The following is a 25,779-nucleotide window of genomic DNA, read 5'->3' on the forward strand; positions in this document are numbered from 1 at the left end:
CCCCGGCATGACGGATCGGGCCTCCCGCCCCGACGTTCCCGCTCTCTCCGGCTCCGCGGTTCCGGCCGCCTGGACCAGGATCGATGCCTGGCTCCGCACGCATGTCCCGGAGTCGTACGAGCTGCTCGCGCCGCCCGCTGACCCGGTCGCGGTGGAGGCGGCGCAGGTCGGGATGGGGGTGCGGTTCCCGGCGGATCTGCCGGCCTCGCCGGCCCGCCACGACGGGCTCCGCGGATGGACGACCGTGCTGCCGGTGCGGCCTTTGCTGCCGGTCGCGGGGATCGTCAGCCACCGGGAGATGTGCGTGGGCGCCAACGAGGACCTGGAGGAGGGCGGCGCTCCCGGGATCGAGGGGGAGCCCTGGTGGCACCGGCAGTGGATCCCGTGGGCCGAGAGCGACGGGGACTCCCGGATCATCGACATGGGGCAGGGGCCGCAGCAGGGCGGTCCGGGCATGATGTACCACGACCGGGGCGGCGTCTTCGAGGACGCCTGGCCCTGCCTGGCCGCCTACCTCGAAGAGGTCGCGGACGTGCTGGAGAACGGCGGTGTGGTCGGTGGGTACTGGGCGCCCTTCCTGGCCGCCGACGCCGAGCCGTGGTGGGACGCCGAGGGCGCCGAAGAGATGGACGGCGAGCCGCTCACTCCCGCCCCGCTTCGCCCGCCGGCTGACCGCGGTCCGGCCGCCGGGCGGGCCGGCCCGCCCGGCATGTGGACCGCACGGGTGTGAAACATGATCGACTCAGCCGGTTCACGGCGATGGTCTTGCCCCGCTGTGTGACGGGGCTTACGTTCTCCTCTACGCACGTGTCTACGGGCGTAGAAACGCGTTGAGGCTCTCTGACGCCGCGTCGAAGGAGCAGCTCATGTCCCAAGTCGTACGCGCCGCACTAGTCCAGGCGACCTGGACCGGCGACACCGAATCCATGATCGCCAAGCATGAGGAGCATGCTCGCGAGGCCGCCCGTCAGGGCGCGAAGATCATCGGCTTCCAGGAGGTGTTCAACGCCCCCTATTTCTGTCAGGTGCAGGAACCCGAGCACTACCGCTGGGCCGAGCCCGTGCCGGACGGGCCGACCGTCCGCCGGATGCAGGAACTCGCCCGCGAGACCGGCATGGTGATCGTCGTGCCGGTCTTCGAGGTCGAGCAGTCCGGCTTCTACTACAACACCGCCGCCGTGATCGACGCCGACGGCTCCTATCTCGGCAAGTACCGCAAGCACCACATCCCCCAGGTCAAGGGGTTCTGGGAGAAGTACTACTTCAAGCCGGGAAACGTGGGCTGGCCGGTCTTCGACACCGCCGTCGGCAGGGTCGGCGTATACATCTGCTACGACCGGCACTTCCCCGAGGGCTGGCGTCAACTTGGCCTCAACGGCGCCCAGTTGGTCTACAACCCGTCCGCCACCTCGCGCGGTCTCTCCGGCTACCTCTGGCAGCTGGAACAGCCCGCCTCCGCCGTCGCCAACGAGTACTTCGTCGCCGCGATCAACCGTGTCGGCCAGGAGGAGTACGGCGACAACGACTTCTACGGAACCAGTTACTTCGTCGACCCGCGCGGCCAGTTCGTCGGTGAGGTCGCCTCCGACAAGGAGGAGGAACTGGTCGTCCGCGACCTCGACTTCGGCCTCATCGACGAGGTCAGGCAGCAGTGGGCGTTCTACCGGGACCGCCGCCCCGACGCGTACGAGGGACTGGTGGAGCCGTGAGCAGTCTGCACCACCGGCACCTCGCCGTCAGCCCCGACTGGCTGGCGCTCTATTACAAGCGCCCCCTGGAGATCACCCACGGCGAGGGCCGCCATGTCTGGGACGCCGACGGCAGGCGCTACCTGGACTTCTTCGGCGGCATCCTCACCACCATGACCGCCCACGCCCTGCCCGAGGTGACCAAGGCGGTCGGTGAGCAGGCCGGCCGGATCATCCACTCGTCCACGCTCTACCTCAACCGGCCGATGGTGGAACTGGCCGAACGTGTCGCCACGCTCTCCGGCATTCCGGACGCCAGGGTCTTCTTCACCACCTCCGGCACCGAGGCCAACGACACGGCGCTGCTGCTCGCCACCACGTACCGGGGCTCCAACCAGGTCCTCGCGATGCGCAACAGCTACCACGGCAGGTCGTTCTCCGCCGTCGGCATCACCGGCAACAACGCCTGGTCGCCGACCAGCCTGTCACCGTTGCAGACGCTGTACGTGCACGGCGGCGTCCGCACCCGGGGACCCTACGAGCACCTCGGCGACCCGGAGTTCATCAAGGCCTGCGTCGCCGATCTGGAGGACCTGCTCGGGCACACCCGGGCACCGGCCGCCCTGATCGCCGAACCCATCCAGGGCGTCGGGGGATTCACCTCGCCGCCCGACGGGCTGTACGCGGCGTTCCGCAGGGTCCTGGACCGGCACGGTGTCCTGTGGATCTCCGACGAGGTGCAGACCGGCTGGGGCAGGACCGGCGAACACTTCTGGGGCTGGCAGGCGCACGGCGAGAACGGCCCGCCGGACATCCTCACCTTCGCCAAGGGCATCGGCAACGGCATGTCGATCGGCGGTGTCGTGGCCCGGGCCGAGGTCATGAACTGCCTGGACGCCAACTCCATTTCGACGTTCGGAGGTTCCCCGGTCACCATGGCCGCCGGCCTCGCCAACCTCTCCTATCTCCTCGAACACGATCTGCAGGGCAACGCCCGGCGCGTCGGCGGTCTGCTGATCGAGCGGCTGCGGGCGATCGGCGCGGGTTCGCGGTGCGTACGGGAGGTGCGCGGCCGGGGCCTGATGATCGGCATCGAGCTGGTGAGGCCCGGCACCGACGAGGCGAACCCGGAGGCGGCCGCTGCCGTGCTCGAAGCGGCCCGCGAGGGCGGTCTGCTCATCGGCAAGGGCGGCGGTCACAACACCAGTGTGCTGCGGATCGCACCACCGCTCTCGCTGACCATCCCGGAGGCGGAGGAAGGGGCGGAGATCCTGGCCGGGGCGCTGCGGTCGGTGGACCGATAGCGCCGGGCGGCGGACGCAGGACGGGCCCCGGCCGCGAGGCGGCTGCGGGGCCCGTCCGGTCGGTCAGCCCCGGTGGCCGGTGGGGCGGTTGAGGTCCAGCGAGCGGACCGGGTCGAGCTCGCCGTAGTACGCGAGGTGCTCGTGGCGCACATCGGTGACGGTCAGCGTGGCTGCGGAGACGCCCCGGGGCACCGTGGTGCGCAGGCGTACCGAGCCGTCCTTCTTCGTGGTGCCGGTCAGCTTCTGCACCTTGCCGCCGGCCGTCAGCTCGGCCGTGACCTTCGCGCCCTTCACCGGCCTGCCCTGCACGGTCCTCACGACACCGGTCGCGGTGACCTTCCAGGCGGAATCGGAGCCGGGCCTGCCCAGGAGCACGGTGCCGGCCTCCAGCGAGGCGACGGCGAGCTCCGACGGCGGGGCGGGCTGCGCGAAGGCGACCTGGTCGACGGTCCAGAAGGCGCTGTTCGTGCCGGTGTAGCGGAAGCTCAGCCGGGCCGCCTTCGCACCCCGCGGAACGGTCAGCTCAAGACGCTCGACGGTATTGCTGTCGGCCCGGTAGGACTTGACGGGCTGCGGGGCGCCCCCGTCGTACGAGACGTAGACATCGCCGGTCTGCGGACCGTCGACCCGGTAGTTCGTCGCGTACGAAACGGTCGCCTTCGCCGCGCCGTTCAGCTGGTACGCGGGGCTGACCAGGGTGGAGTCGAACTGTCCGGCACCGTGCGCCTTGTCGTCCCACTCGTCGGAGTCCGCGACCGCGAACACATCGCGGGCGCGGACGTTCGTCTCGCGGCCCTGGCCGCGTTCGGTATTGGTCCAGAACTCGTCCGTGGCGAAGGACCAGCCGCGCCACTCGGTGACGCCACCGGCCGGCATCTTCGAGTTGTCGATCGACCAGCCGTCGGGCGCGGTGTCCGTCCACCCCTTGGCGTCGGCCGGGAGCCTGGTCTCGTCGACGGGGGTGCGCAGCGAGGGGCGCAGCGCGTCGAAGGCGTCCCGCTTCGGCTCGGCCAGCGAGGTGCCGTCGAGATTCCAGGCGGGGTCGGTGGCGACGCCCTCGTGGCGCAGCACCGTGGGCGCGATGTCGGTGATCCTGACGTCGTCGCGCACCGAGCCGGGCCGGATGCCCTTGCCCTGGGCGATCACGAACGTGCCGCGCTCCAGCGGGGTGTTGCCGCCGTGTCCGCCGGTGGGGGTGTGGCCGTGGTCGGCGGTGACGACGACGAGCCAGTCCTCCTTCGCGTACGCCGGCCGTGACGCCACCGCGTCGAGCAGACGGCCGATCCGGCCGTCGGCCGTGTTGAGTGCCTTGAGGTAGGCGTCGCTGCCGGAGCCGCTGCTGTGGCCGGCGCCGTCGACCTCGTCCAGGTGGACGAAGGCGGAGTCGGGGTTGCCGTGCGCCAGGTAGTCGGCGGCCTTGGCCGTGGTGCCCTCGTCGTCGCCGCCCGCGATCCGCAGATCGGTCTTCGCGCCGAAGACGATCTGGGGGATCGGGCTCCAGGTGCCGACGACCAGCGTGGAGGTGGCCGGGTCCGCGGTCTCCAGCCGGGTCGCGTAGTCCGGGTACTGACCGTAGTTCGGGGCCGTGAAGTTGTTGTCCTTCACGTTGTGCTTGTCGGGCCAGACACCGGTGGCGATGGACGACCAGCCGGCGCCGGAGACGGTCGGGGCCATCGGGTCGGCGTACAGGTTGCTCCGGGCGGTCAGGCCCTTGGCCATCAGCTGTCCGAGGTTGGGCACGTCGGCGCGCGAGAAGGCGTCGAAGGTGGCGCCGTCGATGCCGATGACCAGGGTCTTCGCCTGCTTGGTGCCGGACGGCAGACCGGCGTACGGGGCGGCTGCCGGGGCCTCGGACCCCTGGGCGTGGGCGGCGGTGGTGACGAGCGGCAGTGCGGCGGCGGCGACGGTGGCGGCGGCCAGCACCGTACGCGCGGAGCGCGACAGGAACACGTGATCCTCCGGGACGGGTCGTGGGACACCGGGCGACGGGGGCGCCCGGTGATGTGTCCGAGGCTCGCCGTCGGTGGTGATCGGACCACGCCGCGTACGGGACGGGCGCATGAACCGTACTCAACATTTGGACCAGACCCGTAATCATTCCGTTATTCATCGGTGGTCGTGGTCCTCGCCGCGGCTGTGGGCCGGTGGAGTGCCGGGCGGATGAAACAGAAACGTCTTCAGCGGTTAGCGGCAGCGGTATTGCCACAGTGGGTAACCCACTTCTACGTTCTTCATCACGCACCTTGTCTACGTGCGTAGACCCATTCCGCCACGAGTGAGGAGGGGTACATGAGCCGCACCGTCATCCACGGTGGTCTCGTCATCACCGCGTCCGACGAACTGCATGCCGACGTACTCATCGAGGGCGGCCGCATCGTGGCCCTCGCGGCGCACGACAGCGACGCGGCCGAGAGCTGGAGCGCCGACCGCAGGATCGACGCCACCGGCAGATACGTCATCCCGGGCGGCGTCGACGCGCACACCCACATGGAGATGCCGTTCGGCGGCACCTACGCCGCCGACACCTTCGAGACCGGCACCCGGGCGGCCGCCTGGGGCGGCACCACCACGATCGTCGACTTCGCCATCCAGTCCGTGGGCCGCGCGGTCCGCGAGGGTCTCGACACCTGGTACGCGAAGGCCGACGGCAACTGCGCCATCGACTACGCCTTCCACATGATCCTCTCCGACGTGAACGAGTCCTCGCTCAAGGAGATGGACCTGCTGGTGTCGGAGGGGGTCACCTCCTTCAAGCTGTTCATGGCCTATCCCGGCGTCTTCTACAGCGACGACGGCCAGATCCTGCGCGCCATGCAACGGGCCTCCCACAACGGCGGCCTGATCATGATGCACGCGGAGAACGGCATCGCCATCGACGTACTCGTCGAACAGGCCCTCGCCGAGGGCCGTACCGACCCGCGCTACCACGGCGACGTGCGCAAGGTGGCGCTGGAGGCCGAGGCCACCCACCGCGCCGTGCAGCTCGCCCGCGTCGCCGGATCCCCGCTGTACATCGTGCACGTCTCCGCGGACGAGGCGGTCGCCGAGGTCGCCGCCGCCCGCCACAAGGGACTTCCGGTCTTCGGCGAGACCTGCCCGCAGTACCTCTTCCTCTCCACCGACAACCTCGCCGAGCCGGACTTCGAGGGCGCCAAGTACGTCTGCTCCACCCCGCTGCGGCCCAGGGAGCACCAGGAGGCGCTCTGGCGGGGGCTCAGGAACAACGAACTCCAGGTCGTCTCCACCGACCACTGCCCCTTCTGCTTCTCGGGCCAGAAGGAGATGGGCCGCGGCGACTTCTCGAAGATCCCCAACGGAATGCCCGGCGTGGAGAACCGGATGGACCTCCTCCACCAGGCGGTCGTGGACGGCCACATCTCGCGCCGCCGCTGGATCGAGATCGCCTGTGCCTCCCCGGCCCGGATGTTCGGCCTGTACCCGAAGAAGGGCACCATCGCCCCCGGCGCCGACGCCGATGTCGTCATCTACGACCCGGCGGCCGAACAGACCATCTCCGCCGAGACCCACCACATGAATGTCGACTACTCGGCGTACGAGGGAAGGCGGATCACCGGACAGGTCGAGACGGTCCTCTCGCGCGGTGAGGTCGTCATCGACGCAAGGAAGTTCACCGGCCGGGCCGGACACGGCATGTACACCCCGCGAGCCACCTGTCAGTACCTGGACTAGGAGCACCCGCCATGGACTTCGGACTCGTCCTCCAGACCGATCCGCCCGCCTCGGCCGTCGTCGGCCTGATGCGCCGCGCCGAACGCAACGGCTTCCGCTACGGCTGGACCTTCGACTCGACGGTGCTCTGGCAGGAACCGTTCGTCATCTACAGCCAGATCCTCGAACACACCGAACACCTCGTCGTCGGCCCCATGGTGACCAACCCGTCCACCCGCACCTGGGAGGTGACCGCCTCCACCTTCGCCACCCTCAACGACATGTTCGGCAACCGCACCGTCTGCGGCATCGGACGCGGCGATTCGGCGATGCGCGTCGCCGGCCGCAAACCCAACACCCTGGCCCGGCTCGGCGAGGCCATCGACGTCATCCGCGACCTCGCCGAGGGCCGGGAGGCCACCGTCGACGGGCAGCCGGTCCAGATCCCGTGGGTGAAGGACGGCAGACTGCCCGTCTGGATGGGCGCGTACGGCCCGAAGGCGCTCGCGCTGGCCGGACAGAAGGCCGACGGCTTCATCCTCCAGCTCGCGGACCCGTTCCTCACCGAATGGATGATCAAAGCGGTACGGGACGCGGCGGCCGAGGCCGGCCGTGACCCGGACTCCGTGACCATCTGTGTCGCCGCTCCCGCCTACGTGAGCGACGACCTCGACCACGCCCGCGAGCAGTGCCGCTGGTTCGGCGGCATGGTCGGCAACCACGTCGCCGACCTCGTCTCCCGCTACGGCGCGCACTCCGGCCTCGTCCCCGAGGCCCTCACCGAGTACATCGCCGGGCGGTCCGGCTACGACTACAGCCACCACGGCCGGGCCGGAAACCCCGACACCGCCTTCGTGCCGGACGCGATCGTCGACCGGTTCTGCCTGCTGGGCCCCGCCGAGGCGCACATCGAGAAGCTGCGGACCCTGCGGGACCTGGGCGTCGACCAGTTCGCGCTCTACAACATGCACGACGCGCGCGAGGCGACGATCGACGCCTACGGTGCGCGGATCATCCCCGCTCTGTCCGACTGACCCGCCCCCGTCCCGAGCGAAGGGTCCAGCCGTCATGACATCGACCGTCCCACCCGGCCCACCCGTTCCACCGCAGGACCCGATACCCGACGCCTCGGGCCGCATCGAGCTCGCCCCCGGCGCCGTTCCCACCGACAACCGGTTCGTCAACGAGGACCTGTTGCCCGTTCCCCTGGAACGGCGCCGCTGGACGACGTACAACTTCACCGCGCTCTGGGTGGGCATGGCCCACAACATCCCGTCCTGGCTGCTCGCCTCCGGTCTGGTGGCCCTCGGCATGGACTGGAAACAGGCCGTGTTCACCATCGCGCTGGCCAACCTGATCGTGCTCGGACCCATGCTGCTCACCGGGCACGCCGGACCCAAGTACGGCATCCCCTTCCCGGTGCTGGCCCGTGCCTCCTTCGGGCTGCGCGGCGCCAACCTGCCCGCCCTGATCCGGGCCGCGGTGGCCTGCGCCTGGTTCGGCATCCAGACCTGGATCGGCGGCGTCGGCATCTTCACCCTGCTGGGGAAGATCTTCGGCGGCTGGGCGAAGGCGTCCGAGATCGGCGGCCAGCCGTGGACGCTCTGGCTCTGCTTCATCCTCTTCTGGGCGCTCGAACTGGCCATCATCTACCGGGGGATGGACGCCCTGCGCCGGTTCGAGAACTGGGCGGCACCGTTCGTCATCGTCGGCGCCGTCGTGCTGCTGGTCTGGGTCGCCGTCAAGGCGGGCGGCTTCGGCCCGCTGCTCGACCAGCCCTCGAAGCTCGGCTGGGGCAAGGAGTTCTGGCCGGTCTTCTTCCCCTCGCTGATGGGCATGATCGCCTTCTGGGCCACCCTCTCGCTGAACATCCCCGACTTCACCCGCTTCGGGGCCGGCCAACGCGCCCAGATCCGGGGCCAGTCGCTCGGTCTGCCGACCACGATGACGCTCTTCGCCCTGCTCTCGGTCCTGGTCACCTCCGGATCGCAGGCGGTGTACGGGGAAGCCATCTGGGATCCGGTCCAGCTCGTGGCCCGGACCGACAATGTCTTCGGACTGCTCTACGCCCTGGTCACGGTGCTGGTCGCGACGGTCTCCGTGAACATCGCCGCCAACGTCGTATCACCCGCCTACGACCTGGCGAATCTCGCGCCCCGGTTCATCAACTTCCGTACGGGCGCCCTGATCACGGGAGTCGTCGGTGTCCTCATCATGCCGTGGAAGCTCACCGAGACGCCCGAGCTGTACATCTTCACCTGGCTCGGACTGGTCGGCGGACTGCTCGGAACGGTCGCGGGCATCCTGATCGCCGACTACTGGGTCGTCCGCCGTACCGTGCTCGACCTCGCGGACCTCTACCGCCCCGGCGGCCGCTACTGGTACACGAACGGCTGGAACTGGCGGGCTGTCGCGGCGTTCGGCGTCGGCGGCGTCCTCGCGATCGGGGGCTCCCACTCCGCCCCCGGGACGGGCCCCTTCCCGGCCGACGGCCTGATCCCGTTCCTGAAACCCCTCGCCGACTACGGCTGGGCGGTCGGGCTCGCCTCGTCGCTGGTGCTGTACGTACTGCTCAGCGGCCGGCCCGGCGTCACACCGGCGCGGACGTACGGCCCAGCAGGGCGCTGATGTCGTACGTCTGGTCCGGCGGCGGCGTGGTCGTGGGCACCGGCTTGTCGAAGGCCGAGAAGCGCACGACCGCGTCCGCCCCGGCGCCCTGGACCGTGATCCTCAGGGGGTAGGGCTTGCCGGTGGCCGCGACGTCCGTCGTCAGCGTCCGGCCGTCCCGCATCCTGGTCAGCGGCACCACCACGGCCCCGTCGAGCATGGTCTTGTGGCCCTTGTTCAGCGTCCCCCGGTCGTTGTCCGCGTTGTCGCCGACCAGCTTCCGGAACGTGTCCAGATCACAGCCGTTCGCCAGATCACGCAGCCTCGGGTCGTCGGCCGAGCCCTTCATGTAGCGCCCTTTCAGGATCGCCGCGAAGGCCGAACCACCGCCCGGGACCTGGTTCTTCCAGAAGTTCGCATCCGGCTTGACCCAGATGTCGTCGCCGCGCTTCACGATCCGGACGGACCCCTGGCTGTTGCCCAGATCCACCGATCCGGTGCAGTTGCCGTCCCGGTCCAGGGTGAGCTCCAGAGCCATCGGCGGGCTGTTGTCGCCGAATTCACCACGGGCGCTCAGGTGCAGGGAACGGGCACTGAGCAGGGCGTCCCGGGAGCGGTCCGCGATCTGCTGCGCGGAGAGCTTGTCGATGCCGTCGTCCGCCCGTGCCGCACCGCCGCCCAGCACGCTGCCGCCGGTGATCCCCAGCACGGCGACCGCCGCGCAGGCGGCCCGGTGGGTGCCGCTGTGTCGACCGGTCACGTCGCCTCCCTGGTAGTCCCCGCAGGGCCTGTTCAGGTGCCATCCGATTCTTCCGAGCGTACGCCGGGGCGGACGGCGTCGCGCGATGGAGCCGACCACCATGACGCATACACAGTGTGATGTTTTGCCTCGTTTTGGCCTGCGGGGTGCTGGGGACGGTTGTCGGCGCACCGGATTCGCCGTCAACGAGGAGGAACAGGGAGACATGAAGCTGTCGATGGGGAGTGTGTCCAGGGCCGTGCTCAGGGGCGTCGTCGTGGTGGGCGCGGCCACCGCGCTCGCGGTTCCCGCGACCGCCGCGACCGCGGTGCCGGCCGTGGCGACGCCGCCCGGCCTGTCCTGCGACACCGGAAAGCACGAGATCGACGACTACACGGGCTTCGCGCTGTGCCGCAACGACGGCAGCACGACGCAGGTCTTCTGGGTGCACCTGGTCTGCGGCTGGTCCCCGGACGTGGACGGCGAGCACGTCACCCTCAACCCCGGGCAGTCCGGCCAGTCCACCGCGCACTGCGCCGGCATCGGCACCGGGATCGGCGAGATCACCGTCCAGCCGTAGCCCGTTCGTACCGTGCGGTCCGGCCGGGCCGTGTCCGCATGCCGCCCGGACCGGCCGCCCGTGCTGGGCGGCCGGTCCGGGCGGTCACGGAGCGCTCCGTTCCAGCAGCGGGGGCAGGGCGGCGGCCAGCCGCTCCCGGAGCCGGTCCGGGCCACCGTCCACCCATGGATGCGCGGCATGGAACGCGGACCAGTCCACCAACCAGTCCAGCACCGCCCCGGGCGTGAAGTCCGGCGCGTGCGGGCCCAGCACGGTACGCAGCAGGCGCGGCGGCAGACGGGTCGCGTGGTGCTCCGCGAGCAGCACCGCGTCGTACAGGTCCTTGGCCCCCGACCGGCCCTCCGCCTGCTGGTCCTCGGCGAGCCACAGCAGCTTCCAGGCGAGCGAGAGCCCCGGGCCCGCGGTGCGGACCGACGTCGGGGGACCGCCGTCACCGCGCGGACAGGCCGTCCACTCCGGAGCCTGCGGGAGCCGCTCGTCCTGGGCGAAGTCCATCCGAACCTCGCCCGGCGGCAGCCCGTCGGCCTCCCAGGGGACGACGACACGCACCCCGGGAGTCTCGTACTCCCGGTACGTCCACGTCCCGTCCGACGTCACCCGGAGCGGATCGACACGAATGCCCTCGGGCAGCGGCGGACCGGCCGCCAGGGCGGCCACCACCTCCTCGGCGGGGGAGGACGGCGGATCCATCTCCTCGGCCTCCATCCAGTGCAGCCCCTCCGGTGCGAGCACCGGCCGGGCGCCGCCGGTGTCATGGCACTCGCCGTCCGTCAGCAGCTCGGGAGCGGCCGCGCCGTGCGCGGCCTCCGGCCACTGCTGTACGGCCGCCGCCCCGTCGACGTACGGGTAGGGATCGAGGCCGTCCACGAAGCCGTCGGCCGTCGGCTCCACCACGATCCAGTCCAGATCGCCCGGCTCCCGCGCGGCGGCGCCCACCCAGGCCTGGAGCGGGACACTGCCGCGCAGGACCAGACCGCCGCCCCAGGGCGACTGTGCGATCGCCCGCAGCAGATGGTCCTGGACGGCGCGCCGGGCGGCCCGCCACCGCGGCGCGAGCGAGGGGTCGTCGTACGGCGGTTCGCCGGGGACGGGCCGGTCGTCCGCGCTCACCGGGAGACCCCGGCCGGCTCGTCCAGCCAGCCGGCGTCCGCCGCCGGATGGTCGTCGTGCACCACGAACTCCTCCTCGACCTCCAGCACTTCGAGCCCGGCAGCGGCCAGCCCGTCCAGCAGCGCGTCGAGCTCGGCCCTCGCCTGCGGACGGCCCACCGCGTAGCAGCGCTGCGTGACGAACCGCTCGTGGCTCCCGGGGCCGGTGATGCGGCGGGCATTGCGCGACAGACGCGCGCCCTGCCGCTCGGCCACCACCCGTGCGACGGCGAGCTGCGGCCCACCGGTCAGCAGCAGCTTGACGTGATGCTCGAAGTGGCAGTCGGGAGACAGCGCGGCGGCCTCGCGGGCCGTCCCCGGTATGTCCTCGTTCCACGGAGCGGCCTCGATCTTCACCCGAACGACGGGGAAGCCCGCCGCGCGCAGCTCGGCCGACCGGAGCCCGGCGGCGGCCCGCTGCCCGGAGAGCGAACCGCGGCCCCGCTCGGTCAGCATGGGCTGGTCGGGCGTGGCACCGCGGTCCAGGAGGATGTGGGTGAGCTTCATGCCCTCGCGCTCCGCCCAGCGGCCCAGCCGGCCGGCTTCCCGGGCGTCCCCCGCACCGCCGTCGGTGCCAGGTTCGAGGCGCACCGTCAGATGCGTCTCGAACTCGCCCTCGAACTCCGCTTCCACGCGCCCTCCACCAGTACTTATCACGGTCCGTTTCCGTCGCAGAACGTAGCAAGCGGCACTGACAGTCCCCGGACGAGACCGAGGACCTTCCCGGACGCGCCGGGGGCGCACCCGGGGGCTGTCCGGCGGATCAGGAGCGGACGGACCCCGGGCCACTTTCCACCGAACGGTTGAGCGGACCGCTCATTCCTCGTTACCCTCCGGTAAGTTCGTTCGGACGGGACAGGCGCGCTGCGCACAGCCTCCGCGCGGTGTCGTCCGACACGAGGAAGGCGGTCAGCCCATGTCCTCAACGGAAGCGGTGGAAACCACCGAACCGGCCGGCCCCACGGGACTCGCCGACAGCGCACGGGAGCTGGCCGAGGGCCGCACCACCTCGGTCGAGCAGGTGACCGCCGCCCTGCGCCGCATCGAAGCGAGCCAGAGCACCCTCAACGCCTTCCGGCACCTGCGTGCCGAGGCCGCGCTCGCGGAGGCCGCCGAGGCCGACCGCCGGCTGGCGGCCGGGGAACGGCTGCCCCTGCTCGGCGTACCGGTCGCGGTCAAGGACGACACGGACGTCGCCGGGATGCCGACCTACTTCGGCTGCGACGGCGATCTGCCCGCCGCGACCGCGGACAGCGAGGCGGTACGCCGGCTGCGGGCGGCCGGGGCCGTGATCGTCGGGAAGACCAACTCCTGCGAACTGGGCCAGTGGCCGTTCACCGAGGGCCCGGCCTTCGGCGCCACCCGCAACCCGTGGCACACCGGCCACACCCCCGGCGGCTCGTCCGGCGGCTCCGCGGCGGCCGTCGCGGCCGGTCTGGTGCCCGCCGCGCTCGGCTCCGACGGCGCGGGGTCCGTACGCATCCCGGCGGCCTGGACCCATCTCGTCGGCATCAAGCCCCAGCGCGGCCGGATCTCCGGCCACCCGCACACCGACGCCTTCCAGGGCCTGACCGTCAACGGACCGCTCGCCAGGACCGTCGCCGACGCGGCGCTGCTGCTCGACGCGGTCGCCGGCTCCCACGCCGAGGACCGGCACCGGCCACCGCCCGTCGCCGGCGCGGCCGCCGCCCGCCGCGACCCGGGCCGGCTGCGCATCGCCCTCGCCTGGCGCCCCCCGCTCACCCTCACCGGCTCCGCACCCCACCCCGATGTGCGGCGGGCCGTCCTCGCACTGGCCGAGGCCCTCACCCGGCTGGGCCACGACGTGCAGGAAGCCAGACCCCGGTACGGACTGATCGGCCTCGGATTCGTCCCCCGCGCCACCGCAGGGATCGCCGAACTCGCCGCCCGCCACCCCGACCCCGCACTCCTCGACCCGCGCACCCGCAGCGCACTGCGCACCGGTACCCGGCTCGGCGGCCGGGTGGTACGGGCGGCCAGGGAGCGCGAGGTGCGTCAGCACCGCAGGATCGGCGGCTTCTTCCGCTCGTCCCGGACCGGCACCGGGTACGACGTGCTGCTCACCCCGACGACCGCCCTGCCGCCGCCCCCGATCGGCCGATTCGACGGACTGAGCGCCTGGCGCACCGATCTCGCGATGACCGAGGCCTGCCCGTACGCCTGGCCCTGGAACGTACTGGGCTGGCCCGGCATCAACGTACCGGCCGGATTCACCGGCGACGGGCTTCCTGTCGGGGCGCAGCTCCTCGGCCCGTCCCGCAGCGAGGAACGCCTGATCTCCCTCGCCGCCCAGCTGGAGGCCGACCTGCGCTGGTACGAGCACCGGCCACCGCCCCCGTCCGCCCGGTCCGGGCCGGGGGCCGGGAGCTGATCCCCCGTCCGGGGCCCGGGTCCGGCCCCGCTGTCGCTCGCACCCGAGCGCGGTAGGCGGGATCATGGGCAGGGAGTGGATAGGTGGTGTCCGGTATGGCGTGTGCAGGTCCGCAGTCGGCGCCCGGAGCCGAACCTTCGAGGCCCAGCACTCCCCGGCACTCCTACGACACGGCGAACGACGCGACCGTGGTGGTCGCCGGCACCGGAACGGTCGTCGGCTGGACGCACAGCGCACAGGAGCTGCTGGGGTACAGGGCCGCAGAGGTGGTCGGGCGACCGGCGGGCTTCCTGCTGGCCATGCCCGAGGACCCGGTACGGGTGGCGGGGATCGCCGAGCGCTGCCGGGCGGGGGTGGGGTGGCGGGGTGTCGCGGACGTGCGGCGGCGCGACGGCAGCCGGATCGAGGTCGACCTGAGGGTCTCGGCCTCCTTTCACCTGGACGGCCGGGAGTGCTTCCTGGTCTCCGGTCGCGAACGGCGGCCCGAGTGGACGGTCGGACCGTCCGTGCTGGACGCCTTCCTGACCGGGTCGCCGATCGGCATGGCGGTGATGAGCCCGGACCTGCGCTACGTCTGGGTGAACGACACCCTGGAACGCTTCGGCGGCGTCCCGCGCGAGCAGCGGGTGGGCCACCGGCTGAGCGAGGTGCTGCCGGGGCTGGAGACCGAGGACATCGAGACGCTGATGCGGGGTGTGCTGGACACCGGGATCCCCGTCATCGACTACGAGTACCTGGGCTGGACCTGGGCCGATCCGCGCCGCAAGCGCGCCTACTCCACCTCGTACCTGCCGCTCACCGACAACGACGGCGGCGTCACGGGCCTGTGCTACATGGTCCTGGACGTCACCGACCGGTGGAACGCCCAGCAGCGCCTGGCCCTGGTCAACGACGCCGGAGCCAGCATCGGCTCCACCCTGGACGTGATGCGTACGGCCCAGGAGCTGGCCGACTTCGCGGTGCCGCGGTTCGCCGACTTCGTGATCGTCGACCTGCTTGAACCGGTCGCCAGCCCCGAGGCGCCCGGCCCGTGGCCGCTGGGCACAGGGCTGTCCGGCGCCGAACTGACCAGGTCCGGCACCACCGTCGCCGCCTCCCGGCCGCAGATGCGCCGGGCCGCGATGAGCTCGGTGCGCGAGGGCTGCCCGGAGGCGGTCCGCCGCATCGGGGATCCGGTGGACTTCGTGCCCCCGCCCCACGACATGCGGTTCCTCATCGACGGCGAGCCCCTCCTCATCCCGGTACTCGACCCCGACAGCAGCGTATGGGCGGTCGAACAGCCCGCCAGGGCGGCGAGCATCCGCGAGTACGGACTCCACTCCCTGATCGCCGTACCCATGCGGGCCCGTGACACGGTGCTCGGTCTCACCACCTTCATCCGGTCGCAGAACCCCGCCCCGTTCGAACCGGACGACGTTCTCTCGGCCCGCGAGATGGTGGCGCGGGCCGCCGTGTGCCTGGACAACGCCCGCCGCTACACCCACGAGCACGCCGCCGCGCTGACCCTCCAGCGCAGCCTGCTCCCGCACACACTGCCCGGCGGAATGGCCCTGGACGTGGCCTCCTCCTACCTCCCGGCGGACGCCAAGGACGGTGTCGGCGGCGACTGGTTCGACGTGATCCCGCTGTCCGGCGCCCGGGTCGCCCTCGTCGTCGGCGACGTGGTCGGCCACGGCATCGCCGCCGCGGCCACCATGGGCCGGCTCCGCACCGCGGTGCACACCCTCGCCGACATGGACCTGCCGCCCGACGAACTCCTCGCCCACCTCGACGACCTCGTGCTCCGCCTCAGCGACGAGGAACCCGAGGGAGGGGAGCAGGGCACCCCGGTACTCGGTGCCACCTGCCTGTACGCCGTCTACGACCCGGTCACCCAGCGCTGCACCATGGCCCGGGCCGGCCACCCGCCGCCCGTCGTCGTCGCCCCGGACGGCCGGGTCACCTTCCTCGAACTGCCCGCGGGACCGCCGCTGGGCCTGGGCGGCCTGCCGTTCGAGACCGCGGAGACCGAACTGCCCGAGGGGAGCCTGATCGGCCTCTACACCAACGGCCTGATCGAGGGCCGCGACCAGGACCCCGATCTCGGCATGTCCCGCCTCGGCGGAGCCCTGGCACAGCGCGGCCTCCCGCTCGACGCCCTGTGCGCGGCGGTCGTGGATCAGCTGGTGCCGGTGCCCCAGCCCGACGACGTGGCGCTGCTGCTCGCCCGGACCCACGAGCTGAGCCCCGACCACGTCGCCTCGTGGGAAGTGGCCGCCGACCCGGCCGCCGTCGCCGGGGTCCGGTCCCGGACCGCCCGCCAGCTGAGCGCCTGGGGCCTGGAGGAACTGGAGATGACGACCGAGCTGATCGTCAGCGAGCTGGTCACCAACGCGGTGCGCTACGCCAGCGGGCCGATCCGGATCCGGCTGCTGCGCCAGTCCGTCCTGATCTGCGAGGTCTCCGACACCAGCAGCACCTCGCCACGGCTCAGGCACGCCCGCACCACCGACGAGGGCGGCCGCGGCCTCTTCCTCGTCGCCCAGCTCACCCGCCGCTGGGGCACCCGCTACACCGCCGAGGGCAAGATCATCTGGACCGAACAGGAACTGCCCCGGCGGGAACCCCTCGCGACGGGAGGCTGATGCCCGCCCGCGACCGCCTCACGGCACCCGAGCGGTCCATTCCTCCGTGCCGAACTTCGTCCGCACCAGCTCCTGGGCCCGGGTCATCTCCTCCGCCGTGACCTCACCGGTGGTCAGCCCGTAGCGGTTGCGGAAGGAGGCGATCATGTTCTCGATCACCTGCTCCCGGGCGAGGCCGGTCTGGCGACGGAGCGGGTCGACGCGCTTCTTGGCGCTCTTGGTGCCCTTGTCGGAGAGCTTCTCCTTGCTGATCCGCAGCACCTCCAGCATCTTGTCCGCGTCGATGTCGTACGACATCGTCACGTGATGCAGGACGGCCCCGGGGCCGCCGTCGGCGCCGACGATCCGCTTCTGAGCGGCGCCGGCGATCTTCCCGGCATCGGTGGCGATGTCGTTGAGCGGCTGGTACCAGGCCTTGATGCCCATGTCGCCGAGGGCGCCCAGCACCCAGTCGTCGAGGTAGGCGTAGCTGTCGGCGAAGGAGAGGCCGGAGACCAGCGAGTCCGGCACGGACAGCGAGTACGTGATGGTGCTCATGGGCTCCACGAACATGGCCCCGCCACCGGAGATGCGGCGCACCACGGTCACCCCGTGCCTTGCCGCCCCCTCGGGATCCACCTCGTTGCGCAACGACTGGAAGCTGCCGATGATCACAGCGGGCGAGGCCCATTCCCAGACCCGCAACGTGGGCGCCCGCCGCCCGGCGGCCACCTCGGCGGTGAGGACCTCGTCCAGTGCCATGTGCAGTGCCGGGGCCTGTGGTTCCGTGTGCACCAGCTGCCAGTCGAAGTCGCTCCACTCGGTCGCACGGGCCAGCGCCCGCCGGACGGCGATGCCGACACCCTCCGCGGTAAGCCCGAGCATGACGGTCGACTCCGGCAGCCCCGCCGTGATCCGGGCCGCCAGCCCTGCCGTGTCCGTCGAGGACGGGGCGCCCTCCAGGGCGCTGTTGATCGAGAGGATCGCCTCGTCGGGCTCCAGAAAGAAGTCCCCGGCGACGCGCACGTTGCGCAGTACGCCTTCCGCGACGTCCAGGTCTACGACGACAAGCTTGCCGCCGGGCACCTTGTACTCGCCATGCACGGCTTCGTTCCCTTCCAGCGCGCGACGCGGGCCCGGAGCGGGTCGCTCCGACATGGGATGGACGCGCACATACCTCGCATCGAACCCTAATGCCCGCCCGTGACGAGCGGCCACGCGGCCCCGATGCCGTGACGGACCGGCATCGGCAACGCGACCGCTGGGCCTGCCGTGCGCCGGCCCGCCCCGGGAAGCAACCGTACGAGGACAGCCACCCGGCCCGGCATGACCCGAACGAGAGGCTCTAGGCGAGGAGCGGCAGCGACACCGGACCGCGGACAAGTCGCGTGCGGCGCCATTCCAGTTGGTCGGGTGGGACGGCAGGTCGGATCGCGGGAAAACGGGTCAGGACCGCCCGCAGGGCGATCTCGGCCTCGGCCCTGGCCAGGGGAGCGCCGACACAGCGGTGGATGCCGTGACCGAAGGCGAGATGGCCGGTGGTGTCCCGGTCCGGGTCGAGCCGGTCGGGTGACGGGAATTGCTCCGGGTCGCGGTTGGCGGCTCCGAGGCCGATCAGCACCGGGACGCCGGCGGGGATGTCGGTGCCGCCGAGCGTGACGGCCTCTGTCGTGAACCGGAACGTGGCCGTGCTCACGGGGGAATCGAAGCGGAGCAGCTCGTCCAGCGCGGCCGGGATCTCGTCCGGGTTCTCCCGAAGGCGGTGCAGCTGGTCAGGGTGCTGGAGCAGCGCCAGGACGGAATTGGCGAGGAAGTTGGTCGTGGTCTCGTGTCCGGCGACCAGTAACAGCACCGCCAGAGAGACCAGTTCCTCCTCGCTCAGGCAGTCGTCGTCGCCGTCGCGAGCCGCGATGAGCCGGTCGAGGAGAGAGCCGCCCGGGTGCAGGCGCTTGGCGGCGATGAGGCTCGTCATGTAGCCGGCCATGGCATGCGAGGCCGTATCGATGATGTCGGGCCTGCCTGCCGCGAACAGCTCTCCGGACCAGCGCCGGACGTCGCGCCGGTCGCCCTCCGGTACTCCCAGCAGCTCGCAGATCACGATGACGGGCAGTGGAATCGCCAGTCCGGCCACGAAGTCGAAGCGCTCACCGCCGGGCCACTGATCCAGCAGCTCGTCGGTGACGCGGGTGATGAACGGACGGAGCTCCGTGACGGCCCCCGTGGTGAACGCCTTGGTCACCAGCCTGCGCAGCCGGGTGTGCCGGGGAGGGTCGCCGGCCAGCATGGTGTGTGCCACCGCGGGGTGCAGCCGACGCCGGGAGCCCTTGTCCGCGAAGAAGGCGGCCGTGTCCTTCGAGAGCCGGGCGTCGCCGAGGGCTTCCCTGGCTTCCGCGTAGCCGGTGACGAGGTAGCCGGTATGCCCACCGGAGCCGGCGGGGACGGCCTGCACCGGGCACCTGGACCGCATGACCGCGTAAGCCGGGTACGGGTCCTGCAGGAATCGGGGGTCCTGAGTCGGGTCGGTCATGGCTTCGGGCTCCAACCGGTTGCGGCTGTTCGTCATCGGCGACACGCCGGACATGGTGTGTGGGCGTCGGCCACCAGGACCGGTGCGGCCCCTTTCTCCGCTCCGGCGCCGACAGCGCTCCGGCTCGTCTCCCTCATCCCCGTGGTCCATCTCCCTCATTCGTGTTCGGACGGCTTCCTGGCTCCCGTGGTGCCTTCCGGGGCTCCGGGCAGGGACGCGCGGACGGTGAGTCCGCCGCCCGGGTTGGCGGTGAGGCGCAGGTCCGCGTGGTGGGCGCGGACGATGCTGGCGACGATCGCCAGGCCGAGGCCGTGGCCGCGGCGGGTGGAGTCCTGTTCGGCCAGGCGCCCGCTGCCGCGCAGGAACGGCTCGGTGAGGCGGTCGACCGTGTCGTCCAGCCGCGGTCCGGTGTTGGTGACGGTCAGCAGGGCGCGGCCGGGCCGTGCCGGGTCGGGGCCGGTGGTCAGGGAGAGCGTGCCGCCGGTGGGCAGGTTGTGCCGTACGGCGTTCTGGAGCAGGTTCAGGGTCAGCTGGCGCAGCAGTACACCGTTGCCGGTGGCCGGGGCCGGGCGGATGTCTGCGTGGAGCGTGATGCTCCGTGCCCCGGCTTCCTCGCGGACGGCCTCGACGGCTGCCCGGGCGGTGTCTGCGAGGTCCAGGTGCTCCATGGTGGGCGGGGTGTGTTCGAGGGCGGAGAGCCGCAGCAGGGCGTCGGTGATGTCGATGCCGCGCTGGTTGGTCTCGCGGAGCCGGGAGACGAGTTGGCGGTAGTCCTGGCCGTCGGGGTCGGCGACGGCCACGTCGAGCATGGTGCGGCTGACGGCGAGCGGCGTGCGCAGTTCGTGCGAAGCGTTGGCGGCGAAGCGCTGCTGGGCTTCGAAGGACCTCTGGAGGCGGCCGAGCATGTCGTCGAAGGTGTCGGAGAGCTCGGTGAACTCGTCGCGCGGACCGGTCAGCCCGACGCGGTGGTCCAGAGAGCCGTGGGCGGCCCGGCGGGCTGCCCGGGTGATGTCCTGAAGGGGGCGCAGGACGCGGCCCGCGATGAGCCAGCCGGCGCCGAGCCCGACCAGCGCCAGGAGCAGCAGGGCGACGCCGGACGCCTTGGCCAGGGCCCGGAGGATGTCCGGGCGGGTGGCGATGGCGGCGGCCTGCGGGTTCACGTCCGCCAGCGGGTAGGAGGGCACGAAGCGCATGGCCAGGTAGACCACGATCAGACTGAGCGCCCCGGCGACGACGACGAACAGGGCGTACGTGAGGGTGAGCTTCATCCGGGCGGTCAGCCGCCGCGGCCGACCGGACGGCGCCGGGCCCTCGGAACGGCCCTGGGACCGGCCTCCGGAGCGGCCCTCGGGGCGGTGCCCGGACCGGCCTCCGGCGAGGCCTTCGGCCGAAGCGGCGCCGGTGTGCTGCCGGGGCGCGGGCCGCCGGTTCACCGGTCGCCCCCGGCCGGCTCGCCGAGGCGGTAGCCGACGCCGGGCACGGTGTGGATGGCCGACGGTTCACCGAGCCGTTTGCGGAGCGTGGACATGGTGATGCGGACCGCGTTGGTGAACGGGTCGGCGTTCTCGTCCCAGGCCCGCTCCAGCAGCGTCTCCGCGCTGACGACACCGCCGCGCGCGGCCATCAGGACCTCCAGCACGGCGAACTGCTTCCTGGTGAGCGCCACGTACCGCCCGTCTCGGAAGACCTCCCGCCGGAACGGGTCCAGCCGGATTCCGGCGCACTCGATGACCGGAGGAGTGCTGTCCTTGGGACGGCGGGCCAGCGAGCGCAGCCGTACGACCAGTTCCTTCAGGTCGAAGGGCTTCGTCAGATAGTCGTCGGCCCCGATCTCGAAGCCGGTGACCTTCTCGTCGAGGAGGCCCGCCGCGGTCAGCATGAGCACCCGGCAGCCGAGCCGCCGCTCGACGATCGCCCGGCACACGTCGTCGCCGTGCGTGCCGGGAATGTCGCGGTCGAGCACGACGACGTCGTACTCGTTCACATCGAGGCGTTCCAGGGCGGTGTCGCCGTCCCCGGCGATGTCGGAGGCGATGGCTTCGAGCCTCAGACCCGCCTGCACCGCCTCGGCGAGATACAGCTCGTCCTCGACAATCAGCACCCGCATACGGCCTCTCCTGCTCTGTGCCTCGCCCGGCAGGTCGCCGGTCCGTCCGGCCGCCCCTGTTCGGACGGTCCGGGATGACCGTCCCCATTTGAGTGGTCCGGGCATATCGAAAACGTATCGGGAAATCGAAACGGTCCCACAACACGGCCCAGCGTTCACTCAAGGCATCGGTCCGCGGCACCCGCCGCGCTGTACGAGATGCCCGGAGGCCACCATGCACGACAACCCCGCCAAGAGCCGCTCCGCCACGGCAGCGCGCCGCCTGCCCGGACGGACCGCGGCAGGAGTGGGCGCGGTCCTGGTGGTGGCGCTGACGGCGGTATGGGGCCTGACGACCCGGAGCGGACCGGCCGCGCACGCCGAAGCGACGGCGGACCGGGCAGCGGGCGGCGGTGCGGCGACCGCCGAGGTCACGCCGGAGGGCGCCGACGGGGACGCCGACGAGGGCGCCGACGGGGACGCCGACGGGGGCGCCGACGAGGACGCCGACGGGGGCAGCACCCCGGACGGCCGTCAGCTCACCCCCTTCGACACCCGGTACCCGGCCATCGCCCGGCTGGACGAGCGACTGCTGAAGGCCGTGCAGCAGGCGGCCCGGGACGCCCGCGACGACGGCATCGAATTCCGGGTCACCTCGGGCTGGCGCAGCAAGGAACACCAGCAGCGCCTGCTGGACGAGGGCATCGAGAAGTACGGGAGCGCCGAGAAGGCGAGGCAGTTCGTGAACACCCCGCAGAAGTCGACGCACGTTTCCGGGAAGGCGGTCGACATCGGGCCTACCGATGCCGACGACTGGCTCATCCGCAACGGCTCCGACTACGGCCTGTGCCAGGTCTACAACAACGAGATGTGGCACTTCGAGCTCCTGACCCGCCCCGGTGGCACCTGCCCGACGCCCCTCAGCGACGCGGCCGGCTGACCGGCACCGTGCCCAGCCCCCGTGAGTCCGAGCCCTCTTCCGAAGGACATGTCATGGCCGATCCGCGCGAGGACCCCTACCCGGACGTGTACATCGGAGGCGGATTCTCCGACCCCGCCTCCTCGCCGCCCGATCCTGTCTACCCCGATCCTTCGCCGTCCGATCCTTCGCCTTTGGATCCGTCGCCCTTGGACCCGTCGCTGTCCGATCCCGTCCGCTCCGGTCCATTTCCTGGTTGTCCTGCTCCGTCCGGTTCCGTTGCTGCGGTGGGAGATCCGGCCCCGGTCGGACAGCCGCCCGGACGGCCGGCCCGCTGGTTCGGCCAGCTCGGCCAGCTCGGCCAGCTCGGCCGGTTCGGACCGCTCGGCCCGGGGCGGGGCCGGGGCGGGGTCCTGAGCGCGGTCGCCGTGGTGACCGGGCTGATGATGGTCTGTCACTCGCTCGTGCCCAACTCGCCGGGCAATCTCGGCAGCCTCCTCGAAACCGTGCTGCCCTGGACCGGCCTGGCCGTGCCGGTGCTGCTCCTGGCCGCACTGTTGCGCAGGTCGGTGCCGGCCGTCATCGCCACCCTGCTGCTCGGCGCCGTGTGGTCCGCCATGTTCGCGTCCCTGTACTTCGGCGGACGGAGCGATACCGAGCCGAACCTGACCGTGGTCACCCACAACGTCAACGCCACCAACTCCGACCCCGCCGCCACCGCCCGTACGCTGCTGGCCGCCGACCCCGACCTGGTGGCCCTGGAAGAAGTGACCGACGAGGCGCTGCCCGCCTACCGGAAGGTGCTGGACCGCCGGCTCGCCCACCGCGTGCACATCGGCACCGTCGCCCTGTGGAGCCGCTACCCCATCACCGAATCCCGGCGCGTCACCATCGATCCCGGCTGGAGCCGCTCGCTGCGCGCCCAGGTCCGGGGTCCGAACGGTCCCCTCGCCGTGTACGTGGTCCATCTGCCGTCGGTCCGGGTCGGCGCGACCGGCTTCGCCGTCTCGCGCCGCGACGAGACGCTCGCCGCTCTCGACCGGGCGGTCGACCGGGAGCGGCTGAAGAAGGTCCTCCTGCTGGGCGACCTCAACGGAGCCACCACCGACCGCGCACTCGCGCCACTGACGTCCCGGCTGACGCCGGTCGAGGACGAGGCCGGGACCGGCTTCGGATTCAGCTGGCCCGCGGCCTTCCCGATCACCCGGATCGACCACATCCTCATCCGGGGCGTCACCCCCACCGATGCCTGGACCCTCCCCGCCACCGCCAGCGACCACCGGCCGATCGCCGCCGCCCTCAAGGCCTAGGCCGTCCAACACAGTCCAGCGGCGCCGGGCGGCCGGGCCGAACCCGGACGACCGGTTCCTCCTGCCGGGGAGCTCGGACGGCACCTGCGCCTGTGGCAGCTCGTCCGGGGGCTCCGACCGCCCAGGGGTGGTCACCGGAACAAAACCGCAGGCGTACGCGGCTCGGGGAGGCGTGGCGGCCCGAAGGCGTACGCCCCCGGTGCGGCCCGGACCCGATCCGTACTCGGGAGGGAGCGCGGGATCCGGTGCGGGGCGGACCCGGACCGTGTCCTATGCGCGGCCCTGGGGCTGCTGCCCCGCGTCCGGCCTCGGGTCCACGGCGTCCTGCCGGCCGACGGTCTCACCGCGGATGACCCGGGGCGCCCCCGTCGCACCCTCGTCGTCCTTCGTCTCCTTCATCGCCTTCGCCTCGGCCTTGAGGATGCGGGCCGACTTCCCGGCGGAACGGGCCAGATCGGGGAGCCGTTTGGCGCCCAGGAGAACTATCACCACGATCAGAACGACCGCGATCTCGCTGATCCCGAACATCAGTCGTCACCACCCTCGTCATCGCCGTCGTCGTCGCCCTCGAAGAAGTCCCCTGCTTCGTCCACGACTTCGGCGGCGACCATGCCCCCGACGACGCCGACCGCGAGCCCGGCCGCACCCACCGCGACCGCTGTCCCCAGGCCCGGCCCCGAGCGGTGACCGCCGCCGTGATGCCGGTCGTCGTGGTGGCCGTGGCCGGGTTCGTGACCGTGGTGTCCGGCGTACGGATCGCCGTGCCCGTACGAGGAGCCCGTCGCGTAGGCCGACCGGTGCTCGATCAGCTGCTGGAGCCAGCTTTCGACCAGCGCCCGCCAGTCCTGGTGGTGGACTCCGTCGTGCGCGACCGTGAACCGGGTGAGTGCGTCGTGCCCGTCGGAGAACAGCCCGCCGCGCCTGTCGGCCTCCAGGACCACCTCCATGCCGCCCGCGGTGGCGAGGAAGGTCACCTCGATCTCGTTGACCGCGTGCGCGTACTGCGGCGGCGGGGTCAGTTCGATCTCCTGGTAGAAGGGGAGTTGCTGACCGGTCCCGCCGATGCGGCCGTACTCCAGATCCGCGGACCGGAAACCGAAGCCGAGCTGTCCGAACGCTTCGAGGATCGCCTCCTGCACCGGCAGCGGGCTCACCAGGAGCCGGTCGAGATCCCCCTTGTCCTTGGCTCCGGCGACCGACAACTCCGTGTGCACGCCGAGCACGATGCCCAGGCTCTGCCCGTACAGCTCCGTGATCGGCGTCTCCCACGGCAGCGTGACCGTGAACGGCACGCTGAGCTGCTCGCCCTCGGCCAGCCGGAAGCCACCGCCGACGGTGAAGCGCTCGAAGGCCACGACGCGCTCCTCCTCGCCGTCCTCGTGCTCGGCCTCCACCTGCGCGACGAGTTCCAGCGCGATGTGGTCGATGTCGAAGTCGGCGCTGCCGCCCTTGAGATGGACCTGGCCGGACAGCGGCCCGCCGGGAGCGGCTGCCCCGGTGGTGAGGACGGTGTCGACGGTTGGGCCGCCCACACCGAGCGAGCCGAGCAGTCGTTTGAACACCATGGCGGCGTCCACTCCCTTACGTGCGTACGAGGGGTACGGGGGAGCGCGGGAACGCCGAGGGGGGCTCCCGTGCTCTACAGACGTGTAGAGCATAGGGCCGGTCGCGGGGCTTCCGGAGCCATGGAGGGTTGGCGGGCGGGAAAGTCCGAAAAGGATCGCCCAGACGGTCCGGACAGCCGCTTGACGAGCGCGTTTTACCGTGCTTTTACCCTCGTCGGGCTTTGTCCACGACGGTGATCGGAAACGGTCCGGGGCCGTGCGGTGCGTGTGCACCGTACGGCCCCGGACCGTCGGGAAAGCGGGGGAAGTGGTGTCGTGGGTCAGCCCTTGCGGGACTTGACCTCGTCGGTGAGCTGGGGAACGACCTGGAAGAGGTCGCCGACGACGCCGTAGTCGACGAGGTCGAAGATCGGGGCCTCGGCGTCCTTGTTGATCGCGACGATCGTCTTCGAGGTCTGCATCCCGGCCCGGTGCTGGATCGCACCCGAGATCCCCGACGCGATGTACAGCTGCGGCGACACCGACTTGCCGGTCTGCCCGACCTGGTTGGAATGCGGATACCAGCCCGCGTCCACCGCCGCACGCGACGCACCCACCGCCGCACCCAGCGAGTCCGCGAGCGCCTCGATCAACGCGAAGTTC

The 25,779-nt window shown here is 71.6% G+C and carries 22 protein-coding genes; 11 read left to right on the top strand and 11 right to left on the bottom strand.

All coding sequences use genetic code 11. From position 1 onward, the window contains the following. Positions 1-7 precede the first annotated feature (7 nt). From ACGF8B_RS09805 to ACGF8B_RS09815, 3 genes are all read left to right on the top strand, one after another. Positions 8-730 carry a hypothetical protein gene (locus ACGF8B_RS09805; protein ID WP_392736417.1) on the top strand — a complete coding sequence of 241 codons (723 nt, stop codon included), beginning with the start codon at positions 8-10 and terminating at the stop codon, positions 728-730. Between the two features lie 136 nt (positions 731-866). Further along, positions 867-1,709, top strand: a complete 843-nt coding sequence (locus ACGF8B_RS09810; protein WP_342286905.1) for a nitrilase-related carbon-nitrogen hydrolase — start codon at positions 867-869, stop codon at positions 1,707-1,709. After that, entirely contained in the window at positions 1,706-2,992 is a 1,287-nt protein-coding gene (locus ACGF8B_RS09815) for an aspartate aminotransferase family protein (RefSeq protein ID WP_392736419.1), read from the top strand. The genes ACGF8B_RS09810 and ACGF8B_RS09815 overlap by 4 nt, the downstream gene beginning before the upstream one ends. Positions 2,993-3,055: 63 nt before the next feature. Here ACGF8B_RS09815 and ACGF8B_RS09820 read toward each other — a convergent pair whose 3' ends face one another. Continuing rightward, positions 3,056-4,942: an alkaline phosphatase family protein gene (locus tag ACGF8B_RS09820; protein ID WP_392736421.1), complete on the bottom strand. Its 1,887-nt coding sequence runs from the start codon at positions 4,940-4,942 to the stop codon at positions 3,056-3,058. Between the two features lie 339 nt (positions 4,943-5,281). On the opposite strand from ACGF8B_RS09820, the gene hydA reads away from it, so the two are divergent. The 3 genes from hydA to ACGF8B_RS09835 are packed head-to-tail and all read left to right on the top strand — an operon-like array spanning position 5,282 to position 9,289. Continuing rightward, the gene (hydA, locus tag ACGF8B_RS09825; RefSeq protein ID WP_392736423.1) at positions 5,282-6,682 is read left to right on the top strand and encodes a dihydropyrimidinase; all 1,401 of its coding nucleotides are present in this window, start codon (positions 5,282-5,284) and stop codon (positions 6,680-6,682) included. Positions 6,683-6,693: 11 nt separating this feature from the next. Next, positions 6,694-7,695 carry a TIGR03842 family LLM class F420-dependent oxidoreductase gene (locus tag ACGF8B_RS09830; RefSeq protein ID WP_392736424.1) on the top strand — a complete coding sequence of 334 codons (1,002 nt, stop codon included), beginning with the start codon at positions 6,694-6,696 and terminating at the stop codon, positions 7,693-7,695. A gap of 34 nt (positions 7,696-7,729) precedes the next feature. Then, positions 7,730-9,289: an NCS1 family nucleobase:cation symporter-1 gene (locus ACGF8B_RS09835; protein WP_392736425.1), complete on the top strand. Its 1,560-nt coding sequence runs from the start codon at positions 7,730-7,732 to the stop codon at positions 9,287-9,289. On the opposite strand, the gene ACGF8B_RS09840 is transcribed toward ACGF8B_RS09835, so the two are convergent. Continuing rightward, complete coding sequence (locus ACGF8B_RS09840) at positions 9,252-10,028, bottom strand: hypothetical protein (RefSeq protein WP_392736426.1); 777 nt, start codon at positions 10,026-10,028, stop codon at positions 9,252-9,254. The two genes, ACGF8B_RS09835 and ACGF8B_RS09840, sit on opposite strands and share 38 nt — an antisense overlap. 205 nt (positions 10,029-10,233) lie before the next feature. Here ACGF8B_RS09840 and ACGF8B_RS09845 point away from each other — a divergent pair, with 205 nt between their 5' ends. Beyond that, complete coding sequence (locus ACGF8B_RS09845; protein ID WP_392736427.1) at positions 10,234-10,587, top strand: hypothetical protein; 354 nt, start codon at positions 10,234-10,236, stop codon at positions 10,585-10,587. An 84-nt stretch (positions 10,588-10,671) separates the two neighbouring features. On the opposite strand, the gene ACGF8B_RS09850 is transcribed toward ACGF8B_RS09845, so the two are convergent. Both ACGF8B_RS09850 and ACGF8B_RS09855 read right to left on the bottom strand, forming a co-directional pair. Then, positions 10,672-11,697: a nucleotidyl transferase AbiEii/AbiGii toxin family protein gene (locus tag ACGF8B_RS09850; protein ID WP_392736428.1), complete on the bottom strand. Its 1,026-nt coding sequence runs from the start codon at positions 11,695-11,697 to the stop codon at positions 10,672-10,674. Next, complete coding sequence (locus tag ACGF8B_RS09855; protein WP_392736430.1) at positions 11,694-12,368, bottom strand: hypothetical protein; 675 nt, start codon at positions 12,366-12,368, stop codon at positions 11,694-11,696. The genes ACGF8B_RS09850 and ACGF8B_RS09855 overlap by 4 nt, the downstream gene beginning before the upstream one ends. 283 nt (positions 12,369-12,651) lie before the next feature. On the opposite strand from ACGF8B_RS09855, the gene ACGF8B_RS09860 reads away from it, so the two are divergent. Together ACGF8B_RS09860 and ACGF8B_RS09865 are read left to right on the top strand one after the other, a co-directional pair. After that, positions 12,652-14,127 (top strand): amidase, encoded by a 1,476-nt coding sequence (locus ACGF8B_RS09860; protein ID WP_392736432.1) that lies wholly within the window; start codon positions 12,652-12,654, stop codon positions 14,125-14,127. A 95-nt stretch (positions 14,128-14,222) separates the two neighbouring features. After that, complete coding sequence (locus ACGF8B_RS09865) at positions 14,223-16,751, top strand: SpoIIE family protein phosphatase (protein ID WP_392736434.1); 2,529 nt, start codon at positions 14,223-14,225, stop codon at positions 16,749-16,751. 18 nt (positions 16,752-16,769) lie between these two features. Here ACGF8B_RS09865 and ACGF8B_RS09870 read toward each other — a convergent pair whose 3' ends face one another. From ACGF8B_RS09870 to ACGF8B_RS09885, 4 genes are all read right to left on the bottom strand, one after another. Then, positions 16,770-17,834, bottom strand: a complete 1,065-nt coding sequence (locus ACGF8B_RS09870) for a biotin/lipoate A/B protein ligase family protein (protein WP_392736435.1) — start codon at positions 17,832-17,834, stop codon at positions 16,770-16,772. A 241-nt stretch (positions 17,835-18,075) separates the two neighbouring features. After that, positions 18,076-19,257: a cytochrome P450 gene (locus ACGF8B_RS09875; RefSeq protein ID WP_392736437.1), complete on the bottom strand. Its 1,182-nt coding sequence runs from the start codon at positions 19,255-19,257 to the stop codon at positions 18,076-18,078. Positions 19,258-19,412: 155 nt separating this feature from the next. Then, entirely contained in the window at positions 19,413-20,525 is a 1,113-nt protein-coding gene (locus ACGF8B_RS09880) for a sensor histidine kinase (RefSeq protein WP_392736439.1), read from the bottom strand. Positions 20,526-20,686: 161 nt separating this feature from the next. Further along, positions 20,687-21,364 carry a response regulator transcription factor gene (locus ACGF8B_RS09885; protein ID WP_392736441.1) on the bottom strand — a complete coding sequence of 226 codons (678 nt, stop codon included), beginning with the start codon at positions 21,362-21,364 and terminating at the stop codon, positions 20,687-20,689. A 214-nt stretch (positions 21,365-21,578) separates the two neighbouring features. Here ACGF8B_RS09885 and ACGF8B_RS09890 point away from each other — a divergent pair, with 214 nt between their 5' ends. Further along, entirely contained in the window at positions 21,579-22,283 is a 705-nt protein-coding gene (locus tag ACGF8B_RS09890; RefSeq protein ID WP_392736443.1) for a M15 family metallopeptidase, read from the top strand. Positions 22,284-22,549: 266 nt separating this feature from the next. Continuing rightward, positions 22,550-23,572 carry an endonuclease/exonuclease/phosphatase family protein gene (locus ACGF8B_RS09895; protein WP_392736445.1) on the top strand — a complete coding sequence of 341 codons (1,023 nt, stop codon included), beginning with the start codon at positions 22,550-22,552 and terminating at the stop codon, positions 23,570-23,572. A 270-nt stretch (positions 23,573-23,842) separates the two neighbouring features. Here the strand turns inward: ACGF8B_RS09895 and ACGF8B_RS09900 are convergent, their stop codons facing one another. The 3 genes from ACGF8B_RS09900 to ACGF8B_RS09910 form a co-directional block, all read right to left on the bottom strand. After that, positions 23,843-24,100, bottom strand: a complete 258-nt coding sequence (locus ACGF8B_RS09900) for a twin-arginine translocase TatA/TatE family subunit (RefSeq protein ID WP_392736447.1) — start codon at positions 24,098-24,100, stop codon at positions 23,843-23,845. Next, the gene (locus ACGF8B_RS09905; protein ID WP_392736449.1) at positions 24,100-25,137 is read right to left on the bottom strand and encodes a sporulation protein; all 1,038 of its coding nucleotides are present in this window, start codon (positions 25,135-25,137) and stop codon (positions 24,100-24,102) included. Before ACGF8B_RS09905 ends, ACGF8B_RS09900 begins: the two co-directional genes overlap by 1 nt. 320 nt (positions 25,138-25,457) lie before the next feature. Continuing rightward, positions 25,458-25,779, bottom strand: a 322-nt coding sequence (locus tag ACGF8B_RS09910; RefSeq protein ID WP_388657149.1) for an electron transfer flavoprotein subunit alpha/FixB family protein, incomplete at its 5' end; no start/stop codon positions are given.

Origin of the sequence: Streptomyces sp. NPDC047917 (assembly GCF_043204345.1) — a bacterium.
Classification (GTDB): Bacteria; Actinomycetota; Actinomycetes; order Streptomycetales; family Streptomycetaceae; genus Streptomyces; species Streptomyces sanglieri.

Bases quoted from the DNA above. Each gene is read 5' to 3' on its own strand.
- ACGF8B_RS09805 (WP_392736417.1), top strand. From the start codon at position 8: ATGACGGATCGGGCCTCCCGCCCCGACGTTCCCGCTCTCTCCGGCTCC.
- ACGF8B_RS09810 (WP_342286905.1), top strand. From the start codon at position 867: ATGTCCCAAGTCGTACGCGCCGCACTAGTCCAGGCGACCTGGACCGGC.
- hydA (WP_392736423.1), top strand. From the start codon at position 5,282: ATGAGCCGCACCGTCATCCACGGTGGTCTCGTCATCACCGCGTCCGAC.
- ACGF8B_RS09830 (WP_392736424.1), top strand. From the start codon at position 6,694: ATGGACTTCGGACTCGTCCTCCAGACCGATCCGCCCGCCTCGGCCGTC.
- ACGF8B_RS09835 (WP_392736425.1), top strand. From the start codon at position 7,730: ATGACATCGACCGTCCCACCCGGCCCACCCGTTCCACCGCAGGACCCG.
- ACGF8B_RS09845 (WP_392736427.1), top strand. From the start codon at position 10,234: ATGAAGCTGTCGATGGGGAGTGTGTCCAGGGCCGTGCTCAGGGGCGTC.
- ACGF8B_RS09860 (WP_392736432.1), top strand. From the start codon at position 12,652: ATGTCCTCAACGGAAGCGGTGGAAACCACCGAACCGGCCGGCCCCACG.
- ACGF8B_RS09865 (WP_392736434.1), top strand. From the start codon at position 14,223: ATGGCGTGTGCAGGTCCGCAGTCGGCGCCCGGAGCCGAACCTTCGAGG.
- ACGF8B_RS09875 (WP_392736437.1), bottom strand. From the start codon at position 19,257: ATGACCGACCCGACTCAGGACCCCCGATTCCTGCAGGACCCGTACCCG.
- ACGF8B_RS09880 (WP_392736439.1), bottom strand. From the start codon at position 20,525: ATGAAGCTCACCCTCACGTACGCCCTGTTCGTCGTCGTCGCCGGGGCG.
- ACGF8B_RS09885 (WP_392736441.1), bottom strand. From the start codon at position 21,364: ATGCGGGTGCTGATTGTCGAGGACGAGCTGTATCTCGCCGAGGCGGTG.
- ACGF8B_RS09890 (WP_392736443.1), top strand. From the start codon at position 21,579: ATGCACGACAACCCCGCCAAGAGCCGCTCCGCCACGGCAGCGCGCCGC.
- ACGF8B_RS09900 (WP_392736447.1), bottom strand. From the start codon at position 24,100: ATGTTCGGGATCAGCGAGATCGCGGTCGTTCTGATCGTGGTGATAGTT.
- ACGF8B_RS09905 (WP_392736449.1), bottom strand. From the start codon at position 25,137: ATGGTGTTCAAACGACTGCTCGGCTCGCTCGGTGTGGGCGGCCCAACC.